Raw genomic sequence first — 17,248 nt, 5'->3', positions numbered from 1 at the left:
ACGAATGTAAAACACGCCCGGGCTATTGCCCGGGCATTTTCATTTCCTGCCCAGTATTAAAAGTTGATATTTTAAAAAATATCAGATATTTTTTACTACGTGTGATGAATTTTAGATTCGCAGACACGTGGAGCTGTCGTTCATGGTGAAACCCGAAGAGGCTGGCACAAGCCCCTCTCTCTATTCCTTGGCGCATCTGACGCTGATCGGCTGTACGCCGCCCGAGCTGGTCTATATCGCCGCGCGGGCCGGTTACGGTGCCGTCAGCCCTCGGTTCATTCCGATGCATGTGCCCGGCGAATTCACCCAATCCCCGATCGACAAGGCGCAGGTGCAGGCCACCAAGACGGCTCTTTCCACCACCGGCTTGAAAGTCCTGGATGTCGAGCTTGCGCGTATCACCGAAGATGTCGATCCGCGCAGTTTTGAGCCGTCACTGGAGATCGGCGGAGAACTGGGCGCCAAACGTATGATCATGAGCGCGTGGACCAATACCCGCGATGATCGTGACTTTCTGATCGACGTCTATTCTGAGACCTGCGAACTGGCAGCACCCTATGGACTGACGGTGGACCTTGAGTTCCCAAGCTTCTCCCGCTTGCGCACTCTGGATGAGGCGCTGGATATTGTCCGCGCCTCTGATCAGCCGAATGGCGGTATTCTGGTCGATACGCTCTACCTGCATCTCAGCCGTGTCGATCTGGGAGAGCTTTTGCACGTCCCTTCGGACCTGTTCCATTTCCTGCATATCTCCGATTGCCTACCCGGCATCGCTGATACGCGCGAGGGCATGATCCAGCTAGCGCGCGATGCGCGGCTCTATCCTGGCGAAGGTTGGATCGATTTCACCGGCATCATCGAACGGATGCCGCCCGTCGACTATTCTATTGAACTGCCCAACCAAAGCCGCGTTGCCGAGTTGGGATATGAAGAACACGCGCGTCGCTGTCTCAGCCACGCCAAGCAAACATTCGGCGAGGCGCGGTCACAGCGCCGTATGCCCGATGCAGCCATTCTAAAACACCAAGAGGATCATCATGGGCAAAGAGCTCACTGAAAACGACCGTAATATGGCGGCCGATATGCTGGCGCGCGCCCGCGCTGCCATGGCCGAAATCGAGGATTGGGATCAGGACAGGCTGGACCGCCTGTCTCAGGCCATAGCGTGGTATGCGGGCAATGAGAAAACCTTCACGCGTCTGGCCCAGCAAGGCGTGGACGAAAGCGGTATCGGAGATCGCGAAGGGCGCCCTGCGAAGCGATTTAAGATTCACATGGTGCTGCGTGATGTACTGCGCACGCCCTCGACGGGGATCGTCGAAGTCGACGAAGAAAAGGGGCTCGTGAAATACGCCAAACCTGCTGGTGTGATCGCCTCCTTGATTCCCATGACCAACCCTGCGATGACGCCACCGGTGACCGGCGTGTCCGCCGCAAACGCCCGGAATGCGGTCATCTTCAGTCCGCACCCGCGAACCGCCTATACTACCTTTGAAATGGTCGAGGTCATGCGTGCAGCTTGTCGTGCTGCCGGTGCCCCCGAGGACTTGTTTCAATCCATTCGCAAACCGTCGATCCCGTTGACGCAACATCTGATGGAGATCTGCGACCTGACTTTGGCAACGGGTGGCAAGCCGATGGTCAAAGCGGCCTACAGTTCTGGGCGCCCGGCCTATGGTGTCGGCGCGGGCAATTCGTCCATCGTCATCGATGAAACCGCCGATCTGGACATCGCCGCGCAGAACACTCGCATTTCAAAGACCTCCGACTTTGGGTCGGGCTGCTCGGCCGACGGCAACATCATCATCCAGCGCTCAGTTTACGACGATATGGTCAAGGCGCTTCAAGCCGAGGGCGGCTACCTGTGTTCGGATGAAGAGAAGGCCATGCTCGAAGCGGCCATGTGGGATGAAAAGGGAAACCGTACGTTTCCGACCATCGCCTGTCCGCCGCAGCAAACGGCCAAGGTCGCCGGTTTTAGCATCCCCGAAGATCGCAAGTTTCTGATGGTTGAAAATCAGGGGCAAATCGGCCCGCAGCACAAGTTCTCCAAGGAAAAACTGACCACGTTGATGGCGCTTTATCACTTCGACACGTTCGATGATGCGCTGGAAACAGTCAGCCAGATATACAACACGGGGGGCAAGGGCCATTCCTGCGGCATCTACAGCCACAATGACGATCACATCGATCGGTTGGCGCGTCTGGCTCCGGTCAGCCGTATGATGGTGCGTCAGCCTCAATCCAAGGCCAATGCGGGTGCCTGGACCAATGGCATGCCCATGACCAGCAGCCTGGGCTGCGGCATCTGGGGCGGCAACATCACCAATGAAAACGTCACCATGAAACATATGATGAACTACACTTGGGTCAGCCGTCCAATCCCCGAGGATCGCCCCTCGGAGGCGGACTTGTTCGGTGAGTTCTACGGACAGGAGGTCGCGTGATGGACGGAGCGAAACTGGACGGCAAAACCGTTGCCGAACATATCGTTGACTTTCTCGAACGCCGTGAGGTCAAGCACGTTTTCGGCCTGTGCGGGCACACGAACATTGCGGTTCTGGCTGCGCTGGCGGAAAGTCCCATCGATTTCGTCACCGTACGGCACGAACAAATAGCCAGCCATGCGGCGGACGCTTATGCCCGCGTGACGGTCAAGGCCTCGGTGGTCTTGTCTCACCTCTCCCCAGGTTTGACAAACTGCGCCACTGGGGTCGCCAACGCCGCACTGGACTGTATCCCGATGGTCGTGATCGCGGGCGATATTCCTACGCACTACTACGGCAAACATCCTCATCAGGAAGTGAACCTGCATGCAGACGCCGCCCAGTGGGAGATCTATCGTCCCTTCGTAAAACGCGCCTGGCGGGTCGACCGGGCAGACCTGATGGCCGAAATTCTGGAAAAGGCGTTTCATCTCGCTGAAAGTGGCCAGCCCGGGCCGGTACTGGTCAACGTCCCCATGGACATCTTCTCCGAGGTGATCCCCTCGGACAGTTTCGACCGTATTCGCGACAACACGCGCGCGCTCAAGAAACCGTCGATTGACGACGAGACAGCGGGAGAGATTGTCGAAGCGTTGGCTAAAGCCGAAAACCCTGTCGCTTATGTCGGCGGCGGCATCCTGCTGGCGCAAGCCAGTGAGGAATTGCATGCATTCGTTGAACATATGGGACTGCCCGTCGCGCATTCCCTGATGGGCAAGGGCGCGCTGCGGGACGACCATCCGCTTGTTCTGGGAATGACTGGCTTTTGGGGCACAGAACTGGTCAACCAATCCTGCCTTGACGCCGACTACATCTTCGCCGTGGGAACACGGTTCAAAGAGGCAGATTGTTCCAGTTGGTATCCCGGCTATACGTTCAACATTCCCGGTTCGAAGGTCATCCATATCGACATCGAACCGCAGGAAATCGGCCGTAATTATCCCACTGAGGTCGGCGTCGTTGCGGACGCCAAGGCCGCTTTGCGCGTCCTCAACCGGGTCGCCCGCGAGATGTATCCTGAGGGCTTCAAACGCCCCGCGCTGGAACAGAAGATCGCTGACTTCCGGACGGACTTCAAAGCGCGCAACGTGGAAATGGCGACCTCATCGGCCTTTCCAATGATGCCCGAGCGTATTCTGGCAGATACCCGCAAGGCACTGCCCGAGGATGCCATTATCACTACGGATGTGGGATGGAACAAGAACGGCGTCGGACAGCAATTCGATATCCTAACACCCGGTTCAATACTGACCCCGGGCGGGTTCGCGACGATGGGTTTTGGCCCTCCGGGCGCGATCGGCGCGAAACTGGCAGCCCCGGATCGCGTGGTGCTTAGCCTCGTTGGCGATGGTGGGTTTGGTCAAAACCCGTCAATGTTGGCGACAGCGGTCGAGCTTGATCTGGGCATCATCTGGCTGGTTATGAACAACAACGCCTTCGGAACGATCGCCGGCCTTCAAAAAGCGCATTACGGTCTGACCTATGGAACCACGTTCCCCGGATCAGCCGCCGCACCCGCAAACGGACCGGGCTATGCCGACATAGCGCGAGCCTACGGCGCGGAAGGGCACAGACTCAGCGCTGCCGACGAACTGTTGCCTGCACTGGAAGCGGCAATCGCCAGTGGCAAGGCAACCGTGCTTGATGTGCCAATGATCAATAACCCAACCCCAACGACCGGACATTGGAACATCTTGGACATATACTCGCCGGACAAAGAGGTATCTCACGTCGCGACTTGACGAAACTGGGCGCGTTCAGACGCGCCCAGTTGCTTGTGCCAATGCACATCCGTATTCGAGAAAATATCAACAGCTTCAGGGCCGATCCGCAAATGTGAGATTGGGGCGGAGAAATCGGTTTTCGCTGTCGATCGGGACGTTGGAGACCACGAACAGAGCGTACCATAAGATTGACGATCAGTGATTTGATAACAGGAGTAGCTTCACGCCTGACTTAAGCGGCGCTAGTCTCCGGTCCTGGCAATGCTGAAAGGAGCCGCCCAATGTCCCTCTTTTCTAAACTATTCGGTGCCAGCGGAAAGTCTGAGCCGGAGCCGGTTTCGTACAAAGGGTTCGAGATTTTCCCAGACCTGATGCCCGAGGGCGGTAAATACCGCCTATTGGCCCGTATCGAGAAGATCATAGACGGAGATCGCAAGACCCATACGGTGATCAGGGCGGATGTCTTTGAAAGCCGGGATCAGGCTGAAAGTTTCAGCATCGCAAAGGCGAAGCAGGTGATTGACGAGCAGGGCGCACGCCTTTTCGGCTCAGAAAACCGGTAGCTTGAAGCCCGCTGTGTAATCGGCAGGTACCGTGTGAATGGCTTAGTTCGCATGAACTACGGACGCAAAACGGGGTAAATTCCACCGATGTCACAGAAATAACCTGTGGATGCGTTCTGGCACCAACGAGATTTTGAGGTTCAATGCTCCCACCCCCCTCGCGTGTTCTCCGAGCGTTTTACTCAGGCCTTCTGAATTCTAAGGTTACGCCGGGTCTGACGATGGATCGGATCGCTGATCGTGAATTGGCCTGCACATTCTGGGTGCCCATTGATGATGACCCCGCTAGAGACGTTGCTCGCCATAGCGCTTGTTTAGCATATCTACGTCTGCGGCCGCCGTCAGATCGTGTTCAGAATAGCCGAGTTGCCGAGCCAGGTCTGTAACGGCCTCAACCAGTTGCCCGTTCGGAGGCGTTATTGGCGAGGGCAGCGTGAACCGGATATTGTCAACCGGCGGAGCGTTCAGGTCATAAACTGTCGGACCCAAAAGTGCATCCAAAAGGGTTGTGACGTCCTTCTCGCCACTTTTGTACAAGTCTTCAAAGCGAAAAAGCCCTATGAAACCCTGTCTGTTGTGCTGTTCCAGCACGAACCGGTTCAGCTCCAGCCAATGGAACAGGTTTCGTTCGAAAGGGCTGAACCCTTGCCCGCGTTCTGCAATTTCGCTGTAGTGCAGATTGGAATCGCCGATGTGGATCATAGCCCGGCGTTCAAAGGGCTTCCCCCGCCTGATCTCGGGCGAAAACAGGCCGTGCGTCGTCAGGGAGGCCGCCACATGGAACGGATTTCGAACCAGGTGCGCAAATCTGAAAGACCCCTTGAAACGATCCGCCAGGTAAGGCAGCCATGCATAAGACGGCCAGCCCGCGTCCAGATAAGAAACACCGCCGGCAATCGCATCCTCAATTTCTATCAGTTTCCGCTGCAGGGGTATGTTTCTTCCCAGTGCGCCTGGCAGTTTTTGCGGTCGTCGAAACACGCGTCTGGAAAAAAAGTCCGGTCCCAAACTTTCATGTTCGACAATTGCATCTGGATGAGATCGGGCTGCAATCGATGCAATGTTCTGGGTGGAAGTTCGCCCGGTAGACAGCAGAAAGCTCGCATTAGCCATATTCGGATCAGCCTCAGATCTTTTGGTATTTGTTGAATCACAGATTCTCAAAGCGGTACAGGCGTGATTGCGCAATTGATGCAAGGTTGCGTGCCCTGGGCGACATCCGCAAAAAAAGCCGCTGTTCGAAACAGCGGCTTTTCAAGAAATCCCGGATCAGGAAAGGTCAGTTGCCGATGGTCTGCAGATAGGCAATCAGATCTGCACGCTCCTGCGGCTTGTTGAGGCCTGCAAAGCTCATGGTGGTGCCCGAGATGTAATCACGCGGCTTGGTCAGGAACGCGTCCAGCGCCTCGGGCGTCCAATTGCCGCCATGGGCTTGCATTGCTGGGGAATACCCGCCGAAGCCGCTGGCCGATGCGACCGGGCGATCAACCACACCATACAGGTAAGGACCGGTGCCGTTTGCGCCATCTTCCAGCTTGTGGCAGGCCGAGCATTTGCGGAACACGCGCGCACCCTTTTCGGGGTCAGCAGCGGCGAGCAGGTCTTCAAAGACCACTTCTTCGCCGTCGGCGCTTTCGCCAGCGCTGTCGGTTTCGATGATGTACGAGGCCGTCTCGCCATGCCCATCAACATGGTAAAGAGCCTCTGCGCCCCACTTGGCCAGAAGCAGCACCAGGAAGGTGCCAAACAGGCCTGCTGCGGCCTTGGTAACTGTCATCGTGTCGAACATTGATCGCGAGTCCATTTCAGCTGTCTGCGGGGTGTCTAAGGCTTCCCCTGACAAGAGGCAAGGTATAGACACCGCGACTAAACGCCCAATCCACGAACTTGTTGCACGGAATCGACCAAATGACCAATCGTATCGCATTTCAGGGAGAACCCGGCGCCTACAGCCACGAGGCCTGCCGCAACGCCCGCCCCGATATGGAGGCCCTGCCCTGCCGCACCTTCGAAGACGTCATCGAATCGGTTCGGTCCGGCGATGCGGATCTGGCGATGTTGCCGGTTGAAAACACGACCTATGGCCGGGTGGCTGACATTCACCGGCTGCTGCCGCATAGCGGGTTACACATCATCGACGAAGCCTTCGTGCGTGTGCATATCAACCTACTGGGTGTTCACGGGGCCAGTCTGGCTGATGTCACAGAGGCGCATTCCCATCTGGTCCTGTTGCCTCAATGCGCAGGGTTCTTGAAGGAGCACGGCATTCGTGGCCGCGTCAGCCCAGATAACGCCCGCGCGGCCCGCGAAGTCTCAGAACAGGGTGAGGTGCATTCAGCGGCCCTGGCCAGCGAACTGGCGGGCGAGATTTACGGCCTGAATGTGCTGGCCCGCCATATCGAAGACCGGGACAACAACACCACCCGCTTTCTGGTGATGTCCCGTGCGGCCAACATGTCACGCCGCGGCACCCATGGCATGATCACCAGCTTTGTCTTTCAGGTGCGCAACATCCCGGCGGCGCTTTATAAGGCGATGGGCGGCTTTGCGACCAACGGCGTCAACATGACCAAGCTGGAAAGCTATATGGTGGACGGGTCCTTTACCGCGACGCAATTCTATGCGGACATTGTGGGCCACCCGGACGACGAAAACGTCCGACTGGCCATGGACGAGTTGGAGCATTTCACCACAAATGTCGAAATCCTCGGCGTCTACCCAGCGGCCCAACCGCGCGGCTAGAGCAGTTCGGGTATACTGAACTCGGACCTTCGCTTGCCGCCGCGCCACGCCGCAATTACGGATGCGGCGTTTGCTTCGATATCTTTGGTTGTGTCGATTTCGAGGTCGTAAGTCCTGCCAACGTGAATCGTGTGGAAATCACGCGCGGCGCTTCCCTGTTGTCGGTTTGATCTGGTTTTCTCTCTTTCAACCAGAACGTCCAGCGGACATTGTACGCCGACAAACAGAACGTCGTGGCCGGCAAGTTGCCGCTTCAGGGTTTCCACCCACCCGTTCGTATCCAGAATATGTTCAAGAATCAGATTATTCCCGGCGTTGGCATAGGCAGCCAACGAATGATGAAAGCCATCGAACACGGCCTCCCGTTGGGACTGCCACACAAATTCTCCACTATTGAACCGTTCCACAGGCAGAACACCGGAATCACGCAGATGATCAATTGAAATATGCCAGAACGGCTGATCAATTGTATTTTGCAGGTGAACCGCCAGAGTTGTCTTTCCGCTACTGGATGCGCCGTGGAGAAAAATGATGTGACTCATGCAGCCCCCCTATGCCCAGACGAGCGCGAGACTAGAACCCGTGCAAATGCCGCTCTTCCAACTCGCGGGCAAAGTCGCTCAAGCGGGACTGGAACTGTCGCCGGAATCGGGCCTGTCCCAGTTTCAGCGACTGGAGCAGCAACCGCGCGGGCAGGGTTTTTGCCGCCAGCGACATCTGGACGCTCAGCCGTGTACGGCGTTGCGACAAAGCAAGAAACTCGATGGCCGTGTTGCCGCTCATACCTTTGCTGCTGGACTCGAACTGCAACAGCGATGGTTGATCGAATTCCGTCATGACAATCGTGATCTGACGCGGTTTGTTGCGGATATTGAGTTGAGTTTCCCAGGTCATACCAGGTTGAGGTGTGGCCTGCGCGTTCAAACGGCGAACCTCAACTCCGCGCTGCATGGCCATCCGTTCAAACCGATCAAAATCGGCGACCATGTCAAATACCGTGCCGATCGGTGCTTCGATATCTTCGTGCGCTACAAACTGCATTTTTGCGTCTTCTCGGCCCTCTCACGTGGCGGTTTGCCTTTAATCCAACGTATCGGCAAGCCAGCTTTGCAACAGAAAATGCGCAATCGCGCCTTTACGGGCGGGCATCAGGGTCGGATGTTCTCCGGCAAAGGCCTGCATCATCTCGGATCGGCTGACCCACATTGCGTCTTCAATTTCGACCGGGTCAATTCGGATATCGCGCGACAGCGCTTCGCCTGCACAGCCGAACATCAGCGAAGCGGGAAAGGGCCAGGGCTGACTGGAGAGATACTGTACCTCTCCGACAGGCACGCCGGCCTCTTCCATTACCTCGCGACGCACTGCGGCCTCAAGCGTTTCACCCGGCTCCACAAATCCCGCCAGCAATGAGTACATGCCTTCGGGCCATCCGGGCGAGCGGCCCATCAGGACCGAATTGCCATGGGTGATCAGCATGATCACCACCGGGTCTGTGCGCGGGAAATGCTGGCCACCGCAAGACGGGCAGCCGCGCTGCCACCCGGCCTGCGACATCTGGCTGGCCGCCCCACAGCGGGCGCAGAATTTATGCGTCTCGTGCCAGCCGACAATCGCCTTGGCGGTTGCCGCCAATTCGGCATCGCGGGGCGTCAGATGCGTCATGATCCGGCGCAGTTCGGCAAAGACCTGACCGTCCGGCAGATCCGGGTGCTGCTGTGTGCTGCGGTCGACAAAATCTCCGACACCGGTCAGGTCCAACCCCTCCGCCGCCCAATTCGAGATATCCATCGCAAAGACCGGCGCACGATCATTGGACAAGCCAAGCAGGACCGGGCTTTCGATCATGCCGCCGGGGCCGCTTTGCAGCAGCGGGTGCGACATCGAGACCATGGCCAGCCGATCCAGCGCCTCACCCTCGACCAGCAACTTGCCGCGCCACAGCAAAAGACACCGAGCAGCCTGGTCGGTCATGGCTTGGGTCAACGCGTCTGCATCGGCGCGTATCTGCGCGGCCCGATCCAGACCCGAGCCGCCAAAGGTCACCTGTTCTGCGCGTTTCATTCCATGATCCCTGCCTGCCGCCTGAAAGGGCTGCCATGTCGGCGGCTGTGGTGCAACGGCATTTCGCCAGAAAAAATTTTCGTGCGCCGCCGAATGACCGCAGCATTGCCTCGGAATTTGCACTAAATCTACCGCTTAGTGAACATTCAGTTACTTACACAGCCAAAAGTAGAAGACTTGAAGCCCTCCCCACCGCCCTCTCAGAAACAGGTTCCGCGCGCGCGCGTCCGGATTCTGGCCACCTCCGACCTTCACATGAATCTGACCGGGTTTGACTATTACGCCGATCGGCCCGACCCGGGTGTCGGTCTGTCCCGAACAGCAACGTTAATACATTCCGCGCGGTCTGAGGCGACTGCAAATGGTGCGCAGGTCCTGCTGTTCGACAACGGGGATGCATTTCAGGGCACTCCGCTTGGCGATTGGGCCGCAGAGCAACCGCCGGGCGAGCATCCGCTGCCCAAGGCGTTTGCCGCGTTGGGTTATGATGCAATCGGATTGGGGAACCACGATTTTGCATTTGGTATCGATACTTTGAAGGCGATTCTGGCGCACAGCCCTTGTCCTGCGCTGGGTAGCAATGTCCGAGCTTTGACAGGCAAGTCGTTCCTTCTGCGCAAGGTTGTCTTGCAGCGCGCCCTATCGTTTTCAGGTCGCGATGTTCCGATCCGGATCGGTGTGTTTTCTGTGATTCCCCCTCAGACCACACGATGGGAGGCACGCCGCATTGAAGGTCGTCTGGACGTGGGCGACATGCTCGAAATAGCGCAGGAGGTTGCAACCGAACTGCGACATGAAGGATGCGATCTGGTCATCGCCCTTGCCCATTCCGGTCTGGCCCAGGCGGACCCTCGTCCGGGAATGGAAAACGCGGTGATTCCGATGGCCAAAATCGCCCAGATTGATGTAATCATTGCGGGGCATACACACCTGACGCTGCCCGGTGCTGCACATGCTGGCCTGCCCCATGTCGACGCGAAACAGGGCCGGGTCCACGGCACACCCGTGGTGATGCAGGGCTGGGCCGGCTCTCATCTGGGTATCATCGATCTGGAGTTGGTCCGGAATTCATCCAACACCTGGCAAATCACCCACAGCCGGACCGAGGCGCGACCAATTGTCAAGGCCGGGGATTCCGTCGCCGAAGATCCCGAAATGCTACGCTTGTTCACTCCGGGGCACGAAAAAACCCGCAAACGCGTGGCGAAGCCCGTTGGGCAACTGTCGCAGCCATTGCATAGTTTTTTCTCTTTTTTCGCGCCGGATCGCTGTTTGGCTTTGATCGCCGCCGCGCAAGCCGCGGCCCTGCGCCCCATTCTCGCCGGCACCGCTTTTGAAGGCATCCCCATCCTCTCTGCCGCCGCCCCCGCGAAATTCGGAGGGCGCGCGGGGCCAGGCTACTATACGCATGTTCCAGCAGGCGAAATTTCCGTCCGCCACATCGCTGACCTGCATGTTTTTCCCAACGAAATAAGGGCGGCAGTGGTCTCGGGCGCGCAGATCAAAGACTGGCTGGACATGTCAGCCGGGATTTACAACCGTCTGTCTGACGGACCAGCCCGAATGCTGGCCGACCCCCAACGCACCGGTCACAACTTGGACGTCTTGCACGGGGTGACCTACCAGATCGACCTGTCCGCGTCAGCGCGGTTTGACGAGACGGGAAGGGTCATTGATCCGAAAAGCTCCAGAATTCGGGATTTGCGTTTTGGCAAAGTTCCCGTCGACCCCCGGCAAGAGTTCATCATCGCATCAAATGACTATCGCCTGAACGGCGGAGGGAATTTCCCGTGGGTCGATCAGATCACGCCTATCCCTCTGCCCACCTTGCGGATTCACGACATATTGTGCGCTTATGTTGCCGGGCGGTTGCCCACAGACCCGCTGGCGGACGCGCCGCACCCTTTCACTTTTGCCCCGGCACACGGCCAGCAAGCGATGGCGCTCACCTGCCCCGAAGCTCATGCCTATCTGGACGAAATACAGACCTATGATCCGCAGCCTCTTGGCCTGAACGCTGATGGCTTTCTGCAGGTGGAGCTGACACTCTGACGGGTTGCCATTTTTATTTTGCGGACTTATATCAGCGTTTGAGAGGTTGGCGCGGGCGAGCGCCTCGCCAACCTGGTCAGGTCCGGAAGGAAGCAGCCACAACGAGCCCCGCTTGGGTCGATGTCCAACCTCTCACTTGTAACCACCAGCCGCAGGAGGGCTTTTATGATTGTTTCAAAAGCCCCTCGGGCGGATCGGTTCTGAACCTCTGACATCACCGACTGCCTGAGCACACCTCTGACGGATGCGCGTGCGCCATCTGTTGGAATCGTTGTACCTGATGACAGGCAGAACAATGTCCAATTCTCTTTCGGACCTCGGATGGTCCTCTTTCTTTGCCGGGCAACTTGCGGCAAATCCTTCTCTGGTGCCGCACCGAATTTCCGCTGTGCACCGCGACCACCTTATCGGACTGACACCCGAGGGTGAGATACCTTTGATCACCCCCGCTCGACCAACCGGCGATTTTGCGGTTGGGGACTGGGTGCTGGCGGATACGCAGGGTCGTGTTCACCAGGTTCTGGACCGTCGCAGCATTCTGCAACGTCGCGCGGCCGGAACGGGTGCTGCCCAGCAATTGATCGCAGCCAATGTCGATGTGCTGTTCATTGTCAGCTCATGCAATGCCGACTTCAGCCTGCCTCGGCTAGAGCGCTATCTGGCGTTGGCGCATCAGGCCGGGAGCTATCCGGTGATCGTCCTGACCAAGGCTGATGAATGCCCGGACCCCCGGACGTTTTCCGATCAGGCTCAAAAGCTAGGTCCGTTTGTGACTGTGCTGACGCTCAACGCGTTGGACCCTACGGATGTAGATCAGGTGCTGTCGTGGTGCCTGGAAGGTCAGACCTCGGCTTTGGTTGGCTCTTCTGGTGTCGGCAAGACAACCCTGGCCAACGGGATGACCGGGCACAACGCGGCCACAGCGGGCATCCGCGAAGACGACGCACGCGGGCGGCACACAACAACCGCGCGGTCTCTGAACCGGATGATCAATGGTGGCTGGCTGATCGACACGCCGGGAATGCGCGCCTTGCGGCTATTGGATGCGCAGGACGGGGTGGACGAAGTCTTTTCGGACATCACCGATCTGGCCCTTGGCTGCCGGTTCGCCGATTGCCGGCATCTTACCGAACCGGGATGTGCGGTTTTGGCCGCCATCGAATCCGAAGAGTTGGATCCGGAGCGGGTTGCCCGCTGGCGCAAATTGCGGCGTGAGGATCAGCGCAATTCGGAAACCGTTGCGCAATCGAGGGCGCGGGACAAGGCGTTCGGCAAGATGGTGCGATCCGTCATGCAGGACAAGAAATCGCAGCGGCGGACCTGATCAACTGGGGCACCGGTTCGCCGGTGCCTTAACTCTGCCGGATCAGGCTGGGCCAAACCGCTGCGTTGCGACGCGCAAACACGCCGATATGCCCGATTCCGGGCAGGCCGAAAGCCGCCGGTTTCAGAAGGTGCCGCCGCGCCTTGAGGCCATAAAGCTCCGCCAGCCTCCAAACCGCGTCTGGGGGCACCATCTGATCGTCTTCAAAGGCAAACAGATCGACAGATCCTCCGGCCTCATCCCATGTGGCCGCGGGAAGGGCCCCATCGATATCGGGAAGATAACTGACGGGCGAGGTGCACCACTTACGCCATTGCCAATAGACCCGCGCAGGCAGGTCAGACCCAAAGCCCAGCGCCTTACCCGGCAGGTATCCCAATGTTCTTACCGCCAAAGGGACGTGTCCGTACCAGAACAAACCCGCCAATGCGCGATAGGGCCAAGGGTGATCTGCCAATGTGACCATGCCAGCACAGACGCAAATCATCCGGTCGATCGCTTCGATATCCGGCTGAACCGGTCCCAGCATACCGCCCACGGAATGACCTATGGTCCACAAAGCCGCCCCGGGGAACCGTCGATGCATCTCTGCGCGTGCTGCAGGCATATCCACCAGCGCCCAATCCGCCATTGTCACCCGAGACTCCCTAAGGTGCCCGGTCAACGATTGTCCAAAGTCCCTGTAGTCATAGGTCAGACAGGCCATCCCTTGTTCCGCCGCCAGCCAATGCGCGAAATGCTGATAATAATCCCGTGGCACGCCGGTTGCACTGTTCATAACAACAACGGTTTCGGGCTCGGAAGCAGGCAGATACAACCGACCGGACAAACGCGCCGGACCGGATGGAAACTGTATGTCTTCGATCAAAACGGCGTGCTGGTCGTCCAACATTCGACCCTCCGGACGCAACTGAACTATTCGGTTCACCCCTCAATACGCCCTTTCATACAGCTTCATGTCAAGACAGACCCGACGTCACCGGATTGTCCAGGCATCGTGGTCGCCGTACACATGCGATTTTGTCGTATTCCGCTTGACTCGGATGTTGCGCCGCCGCTAGCCATGAACCGATGGTTTTCGCACCTTGTCCGAGGTCGAAATGAAAAGGGAACACGGTGCGGTTCTACCCGACGACGCTCGGGTCGAACCAAGGCCGCGACTGCCCCCGCAACTGTAAGCGGAGAGCGATGCCGGAATGCCACTGACCGAAAGGTTGGGAAGGCCGGCAAAGCAATGACCCGCAAGTCAGGAGACCTGCCATCTGAACAAAAACCGAAACTCGGGCGGGGTGTCCGGGCGGGTCGTCAGCTTGCTGTCACACCTGTCTTCCACCCTTCGTCCAGCGCGGAGGGCGCATATATGATCTGGAAGACCAAAACACACACATTCTCGGCAACCGTATGCCAAGTCACCGGCCAACCGTGCCCGGCACTTGCCCGCATGGCACGCGGCCTGACACGGGCCATGGCAACCGCGCACCCCGTAACGCATGAGACATTTCAGGTCGAAGGCAGCAGCGAATTGACCCATTGCGCGGACGGATGTACCGCGCGGTTCCGGGCAAACCCCGACGAGGTCCGTATCTTTTGCGGGGCCACAGCGGATGCCGAGATCGAAACGCTGGATGTCTATGCTGACATGATGTTTGGCGACGACTGCACTGGCCTGCCTTCGATACGCGCAGCCACACCGCCCTGCGCGATGATCGAGGCACTGACGCTAACCTCCGAGATTGCCGATCAGCAGTTTGAAGGCGCCCACGCCTGAGGTCAGCTTTGAGCCCGGATATTCGCGGACGCTCGCGCCCACGCCATCTGCGCATCCGTCTCGACCGCGCAAGGGCGTACCTTGCGCAATCGCGCCAATGCGGCGTCCGGGTGTTCGCCGCATTCCACCATAACCCGCAACACAATCATCCCGGACCGCCCGCATCCGCCTCGGCAATGCACCAGCACCCGACCGCCACCGGCAAGAGAATGCCGAACTGCTAAGCCGACTTCGGGCCAGGCCGCGGTGACATTGGGTCCGGGTGCCCCAAAATCCTCAACCGGCAAATGCGCCCACCGGCTGGCACGCCCCTGAATGTCGCTGCCAAAATACCTTGCACCATCCTGCAGCATCTCGACTTCGGTGGTCATTGAGATAACAAGCCCCGGCTTCCAGGCCGCAATCAGCTCAAGATCTCCGGCGTAATCCCCGCCACGCCCCGGCATCGAGGTCAGCGCAAGCGTCCCTCCGCCCACTTGCAGAGCGTAAACCACCAGCTGAGTCATTTGCCGACCCTTTCAAAACACACAAAAAAACCACCCTTGAAAACCTGCAATCGACTTTATCGCCCCGCCACCACAATCCAAAGAAATTTCCTGCGCTGCGGATGTGGACGCGGACAGCAGCGGCCTCTACGCTGCGGCAGAACTCGAATCCGCGAAAGCAGACATGACCCACACGCCCAGCCCCGCCTATCAGGTTCTCGCCCGAAAATACCGCCCGGAAACCTTTGCCGATCTGGTCGGCCAGGACGCCATGGTGCGCACCCTGAAAAACGCGTTCGAGGCCGACCGGATCGCGCAGGCCTTCATCATGACCGGCATCCGCGGCACCGGCAAAACTACCACCGCCCGGATCATCGCCAAGGGCATGAACTGCATCGGTCCCGACGGCGAAAGCAAACCGACCACCGAGCCTTGTGGCCAGTGCGAACACTGCGTGGCCATCATGGAAGGCCGCCATGTCGATGTAATGGAGATGGACGCCGCCAGCCGCACCGGCGTGAACGATATCCGCGAGATCATCGACAGCGTCCGCTATCGCGCCGCCTCGGCCCGCTACAAGATCTACATCATCGACGAGGTCCACATGCTCTCGACCAGCGCTTTCAACGCGCTGCTCAAGACGCTTGAGGAACCGCCCGAGCATGTAAAGTTCATCTTTGCCACCACCGAGATTCGCAAGGTCCCGGTCACGGTCCTGTCCCGCTGCCAGCGCTTCGACCTGCGCCGGATCGAGCCCGAAGACATGATCGGCCTGCTGCGCAAGATCGCCGATGCCGAAAGCGCTCAGATCGCCGAAGATGCGCTGGCGCTGATCACACGGGCCGCTGAAGGCTCGGCCCGCGATGCAACCTCGCTGCTGGATCAGGCGATCAGCCACGGCGCGGGCGAGACCAGCGCCGATCAGGTGCGTGCCATGCTGGGTCTGGCCGACCGGGGCCGCGTGCTGGACCTGATCGACATGATCCTGCGCGGCGACGCGGCGGGGGCCCTGACCGAACTCAGCGCCCAATACGCTGAAGGGGCCGATCCGCTCGCCGTGCTGCGCGACCTTGCCGAGATCACCCATTGGGTGTCGGTGGTGAAAATCACACCCGACGCTGCCGAAGACCCGACCGTTTCACCCGACGAACGCGCCCGTGGCCAGCAAATGGCCGAGGCGCTGCCGATGCGCGTTCTGACCCGCATGTGGCAGATGCTGCTGAAAGCGCTCGAAGAGGTCTCGGCGGCCCCCAACGCCATGATGGCCGCCGAAATGGCCGTGATCCGCCTGACCCATGTGGCCGACCTGCCCAGCCCGGAAGAGCTGATAAAACGGCTGCAGGATACCCCCCCGCCGCCGCCCAATGGCGGACCCGGACGCGGCCTGCCCGCACCGTCGCATACCGCGCAGGCCCCGGTGGCCACGGCCTATGCTCCGCCCGCGCGCGGCGGGGCAGGCGCCCCGACCACCGCATTGGCCCAGGATGTGCAGACGGCTCTGGCCCGCTACCCCAACTTTGAGCATGTGGTCGAACTCATCCGGACCAACCGGGATGTGAAACTGCTGGTCGAGGTCGAAAACAGTGTTCGGCTGGTCTCATACCAGCCAGGACGAATTGAGTTCACCCCAACCGATTCCGCGCCAACGGACCTTGCCGCACGTTTGGGCACAGCATTGCAACGCTGGACCGGAAACCGCTGGGCCGTCACGATCGTGACCAACGGAGAGGCTGCAACCATCGCCGAACTGCGCGATGCTGCCGATCTGGCGATCAAGGCTGAGGCCGAGAAACACCCATTGGTTCAGGCTGTCCTGATGCATTTCCCCAAGGCCCGGATCAAAAGCATAGAAACCCCCGAACAACGCGCGGCACAGGTCGAAACTGAAGCCCTGCCCGAGGTCGAAGACGAATGGGACCCGTTCGAGGAAGACTGACGCCGCTCCGATCCCCGGAACGCTCCCGCGCCCGCCACGGGCCATCGGCTGCGCCGATACCCCTAAGCGGCCTTGGGCCCGGCAGCGCGGGCAAAGCCCGCGCT

16 protein-coding genes, 1 other RNA gene and 1 riboswitch are annotated in these 17,248 nt (G+C 59.1%); of the genes, 10 read left to right on the top strand and 7 right to left on the bottom strand.

The genetic code is table 11. The features are described 5' to 3' along the window. The first annotated feature begins 142 nt into the window (after window positions 1–142). From ACRZ9X_RS09200 to ACRZ9X_RS09185, 4 genes are all read left to right on the top strand, one after another. On the top strand, window positions 143–1,057 hold the full coding sequence (locus tag ACRZ9X_RS09200; RefSeq protein WP_480518040.1) for a sugar phosphate isomerase/epimerase family protein: 915 nt from the start codon (window positions 143–145) through the stop codon (window positions 1,055–1,057). Further along, window positions 1,038–2,447, top strand: a complete 1,410-nt coding sequence (locus ACRZ9X_RS09195; RefSeq protein ID WP_480518038.1) for an aldehyde dehydrogenase family protein — start codon at window positions 1,038–1,040, stop codon at window positions 2,445–2,447. Before ACRZ9X_RS09200 ends, ACRZ9X_RS09195 begins: the two co-directional genes overlap by 20 nt. Further along, a complete protein-coding gene (locus ACRZ9X_RS09190) occupies window positions 2,447–4,228 on the top strand; it encodes a thiamine pyrophosphate-binding protein (RefSeq protein ID WP_480518036.1) in 1,782 nt (593 codons plus the stop codon). The genes ACRZ9X_RS09195 and ACRZ9X_RS09190 overlap by 1 nt, the downstream gene beginning before the upstream one ends. Before the next feature lie 263 nt (window positions 4,229–4,491). After that, window positions 4,492–4,773 carry an HlyU family transcriptional regulator gene (locus ACRZ9X_RS09185; protein ID WP_480518034.1) on the top strand — a complete coding sequence of 94 codons (282 nt, stop codon included), beginning with the start codon at window positions 4,492–4,494 and terminating at the stop codon, window positions 4,771–4,773. Between the two features lie 285 nt (window positions 4,774–5,058). Here ACRZ9X_RS09185 and ACRZ9X_RS09180 read toward each other — a convergent pair whose 3' ends face one another. Next, on the bottom strand, window positions 5,059–5,970 hold the full coding sequence (locus ACRZ9X_RS09180) for a hypothetical protein (protein WP_480518032.1): 912 nt from the start codon (window positions 5,968–5,970) through the stop codon (window positions 5,059–5,061). Between the two features lie 82 nt (window positions 5,971–6,052). Next, the gene (locus ACRZ9X_RS09175) at window positions 6,053–6,562 is read right to left on the bottom strand and encodes a c-type cytochrome (RefSeq protein ID WP_480518625.1); all 510 of its coding nucleotides are present in this window, start codon (window positions 6,560–6,562) and stop codon (window positions 6,053–6,055) included. Between the two features lie 119 nt (window positions 6,563–6,681). On the opposite strand from ACRZ9X_RS09175, the gene ACRZ9X_RS09170 reads away from it, so the two are divergent. Next, window positions 6,682–7,515: a prephenate dehydratase gene (locus ACRZ9X_RS09170; RefSeq protein ID WP_480518030.1), complete on the top strand. Its 834-nt coding sequence runs from the start codon at window positions 6,682–6,684 to the stop codon at window positions 7,513–7,515. Here ACRZ9X_RS09170 and ACRZ9X_RS09165 read toward each other — a convergent pair. The 3 genes from ACRZ9X_RS09165 to nudC are packed head-to-tail and all read right to left on the bottom strand — an operon-like array spanning window position 7,512 to window position 9,579. Further along, entirely contained in the window at window positions 7,512–8,057 is a 546-nt protein-coding gene (locus ACRZ9X_RS09165) for a chloramphenicol phosphotransferase CPT family protein (protein WP_480518028.1), read from the bottom strand. The genes ACRZ9X_RS09170 and ACRZ9X_RS09165 overlap by 4 nt on opposite strands. Before the next feature lie 31 nt (window positions 8,058–8,088). Then, window positions 8,089–8,556 carry an SRPBCC family protein gene (locus ACRZ9X_RS09160; RefSeq protein WP_480518026.1) on the bottom strand — a complete coding sequence of 156 codons (468 nt, stop codon included), beginning with the start codon at window positions 8,554–8,556 and terminating at the stop codon, window positions 8,089–8,091. 39 nt (window positions 8,557–8,595) lie between these two features. Then, complete coding sequence (gene nudC / locus ACRZ9X_RS09155; RefSeq protein WP_480518024.1) at window positions 8,596–9,579, bottom strand: NAD(+) diphosphatase; 984 nt, start codon at window positions 9,577–9,579, stop codon at window positions 8,596–8,598. Between the two features lie 177 nt (window positions 9,580–9,756). On the opposite strand from nudC, the gene ACRZ9X_RS09150 reads away from it, so the two are divergent. From ACRZ9X_RS09150 to rsgA, 3 genes are all read left to right on the top strand, one after another. After that, window positions 9,757–11,631: a bifunctional 2',3'-cyclic-nucleotide 2'-phosphodiesterase/3'-nucleotidase gene (locus ACRZ9X_RS09150; protein ID WP_480518022.1), complete on the top strand. Its 1,875-nt coding sequence runs from the start codon at window positions 9,757–9,759 to the stop codon at window positions 11,629–11,631. Window positions 11,632–11,670: 39 nt separating this feature from the next. Then, window positions 11,671–11,769, top strand: an RNA gene (gene ffs / locus ACRZ9X_RS09145) — signal recognition particle sRNA small type. A 157-nt stretch (window positions 11,770–11,926) separates the two neighbouring features. After that, window positions 11,927–12,955 (top strand): ribosome small subunit-dependent GTPase A, encoded by a 1,029-nt coding sequence (gene rsgA / locus ACRZ9X_RS09140; protein ID WP_480518020.1) that lies wholly within the window; start codon window positions 11,927–11,929, stop codon window positions 12,953–12,955. Between the two features lie 28 nt (window positions 12,956–12,983). Here rsgA and ACRZ9X_RS09135 read toward each other — a convergent pair whose 3' ends face one another. Beyond that, the gene (locus ACRZ9X_RS09135) at window positions 12,984–13,847 is read right to left on the bottom strand and encodes an alpha/beta hydrolase family protein (RefSeq protein ID WP_480518018.1); all 864 of its coding nucleotides are present in this window, start codon (window positions 13,845–13,847) and stop codon (window positions 12,984–12,986) included. 163 nt (window positions 13,848–14,010) lie between these two features. Then, a riboswitch (cobalamin riboswitch) is annotated at window positions 14,011–14,232 on the top strand. On the opposite strand from ACRZ9X_RS09135, the gene ACRZ9X_RS09130 reads away from it, so the two are divergent. Next, on the top strand, window positions 14,190–14,723 hold the full coding sequence (locus ACRZ9X_RS09130; RefSeq protein ID WP_480518016.1) for a hypothetical protein: 534 nt from the start codon (window positions 14,190–14,192) through the stop codon (window positions 14,721–14,723). (Overlaps the previous riboswitch by 43 nt.) A gap of 2 nt (window positions 14,724–14,725) precedes the next feature. Here the strand turns inward: ACRZ9X_RS09130 and ACRZ9X_RS09125 are convergent, their stop codons facing one another. Continuing rightward, window positions 14,726–15,229, bottom strand: coding sequence for a protein-tyrosine phosphatase family protein (locus ACRZ9X_RS09125; protein ID WP_480518014.1), 504 nt, complete (start codon window positions 15,227–15,229; stop codon window positions 14,726–14,728). A 163-nt stretch (window positions 15,230–15,392) separates the two neighbouring features. On the opposite strand from ACRZ9X_RS09125, the gene ACRZ9X_RS09120 reads away from it, so the two are divergent. Beyond that, the gene (locus ACRZ9X_RS09120) at window positions 15,393–17,144 is read left to right on the top strand and encodes a DNA polymerase III subunit gamma/tau (RefSeq protein ID WP_480518012.1); all 1,752 of its coding nucleotides are present in this window, start codon (window positions 15,393–15,395) and stop codon (window positions 17,142–17,144) included. The last annotated feature ends 104 nt before the right edge of the window (window positions 17,145–17,248 follow it).

The organism is Ruegeria sp. AL1, assembly GCF_056540905.1.
The sequence above is the reverse complement of the archived record's forward strand: the minus strand, read 5'-3'. Positions and strand labels throughout refer to the sequence as shown.

Coding starts and splice junctions, on each gene's coding strand:
- ACRZ9X_RS09200 (WP_480518040.1), top strand. CDS start 143: ATGGTGAAACCCGAAGAGGCTGGCACAAGCCCCTCTCTCTATTCCTTG.
- ACRZ9X_RS09195 (WP_480518038.1), top strand. CDS start 1,038: ATGGGCAAAGAGCTCACTGAAAACGACCGTAATATGGCGGCCGATATG.
- ACRZ9X_RS09190 (WP_480518036.1), top strand. CDS start 2,447: ATGGACGGAGCGAAACTGGACGGCAAAACCGTTGCCGAACATATCGTT.
- ACRZ9X_RS09185 (WP_480518034.1), top strand. CDS start 4,492: ATGTCCCTCTTTTCTAAACTATTCGGTGCCAGCGGAAAGTCTGAGCCG.
- ACRZ9X_RS09175 (WP_480518625.1), bottom strand. CDS start 6,562: ATGTTCGACACGATGACAGTTACCAAGGCCGCAGCAGGCCTGTTTGGC.
- ACRZ9X_RS09170 (WP_480518030.1), top strand. CDS start 6,682: ATGACCAATCGTATCGCATTTCAGGGAGAACCCGGCGCCTACAGCCAC.
- ACRZ9X_RS09165 (WP_480518028.1), bottom strand. CDS start 8,057: ATGAGTCACATCATTTTTCTCCACGGCGCATCCAGTAGCGGAAAGACA.
- ACRZ9X_RS09160 (WP_480518026.1), bottom strand. CDS start 8,556: ATGCAGTTTGTAGCGCACGAAGATATCGAAGCACCGATCGGCACGGTA.
- nudC (WP_480518024.1), bottom strand. CDS start 9,579: ATGAAACGCGCAGAACAGGTGACCTTTGGCGGCTCGGGTCTGGATCGG.
- rsgA (WP_480518020.1), top strand. CDS start 11,927: ATGTCCAATTCTCTTTCGGACCTCGGATGGTCCTCTTTCTTTGCCGGG.
- ACRZ9X_RS09135 (WP_480518018.1), bottom strand. CDS start 13,847: ATGTTGGACGACCAGCACGCCGTTTTGATCGAAGACATACAGTTTCCA.
- ACRZ9X_RS09130 (WP_480518016.1), top strand. CDS start 14,190: ATGACCCGCAAGTCAGGAGACCTGCCATCTGAACAAAAACCGAAACTC.
- ACRZ9X_RS09125 (WP_480518014.1), bottom strand. CDS start 15,229: ATGACTCAGCTGGTGGTTTACGCTCTGCAAGTGGGCGGAGGGACGCTT.
- ACRZ9X_RS09120 (WP_480518012.1), top strand. CDS start 15,393: ATGACCCACACGCCCAGCCCCGCCTATCAGGTTCTCGCCCGAAAATAC.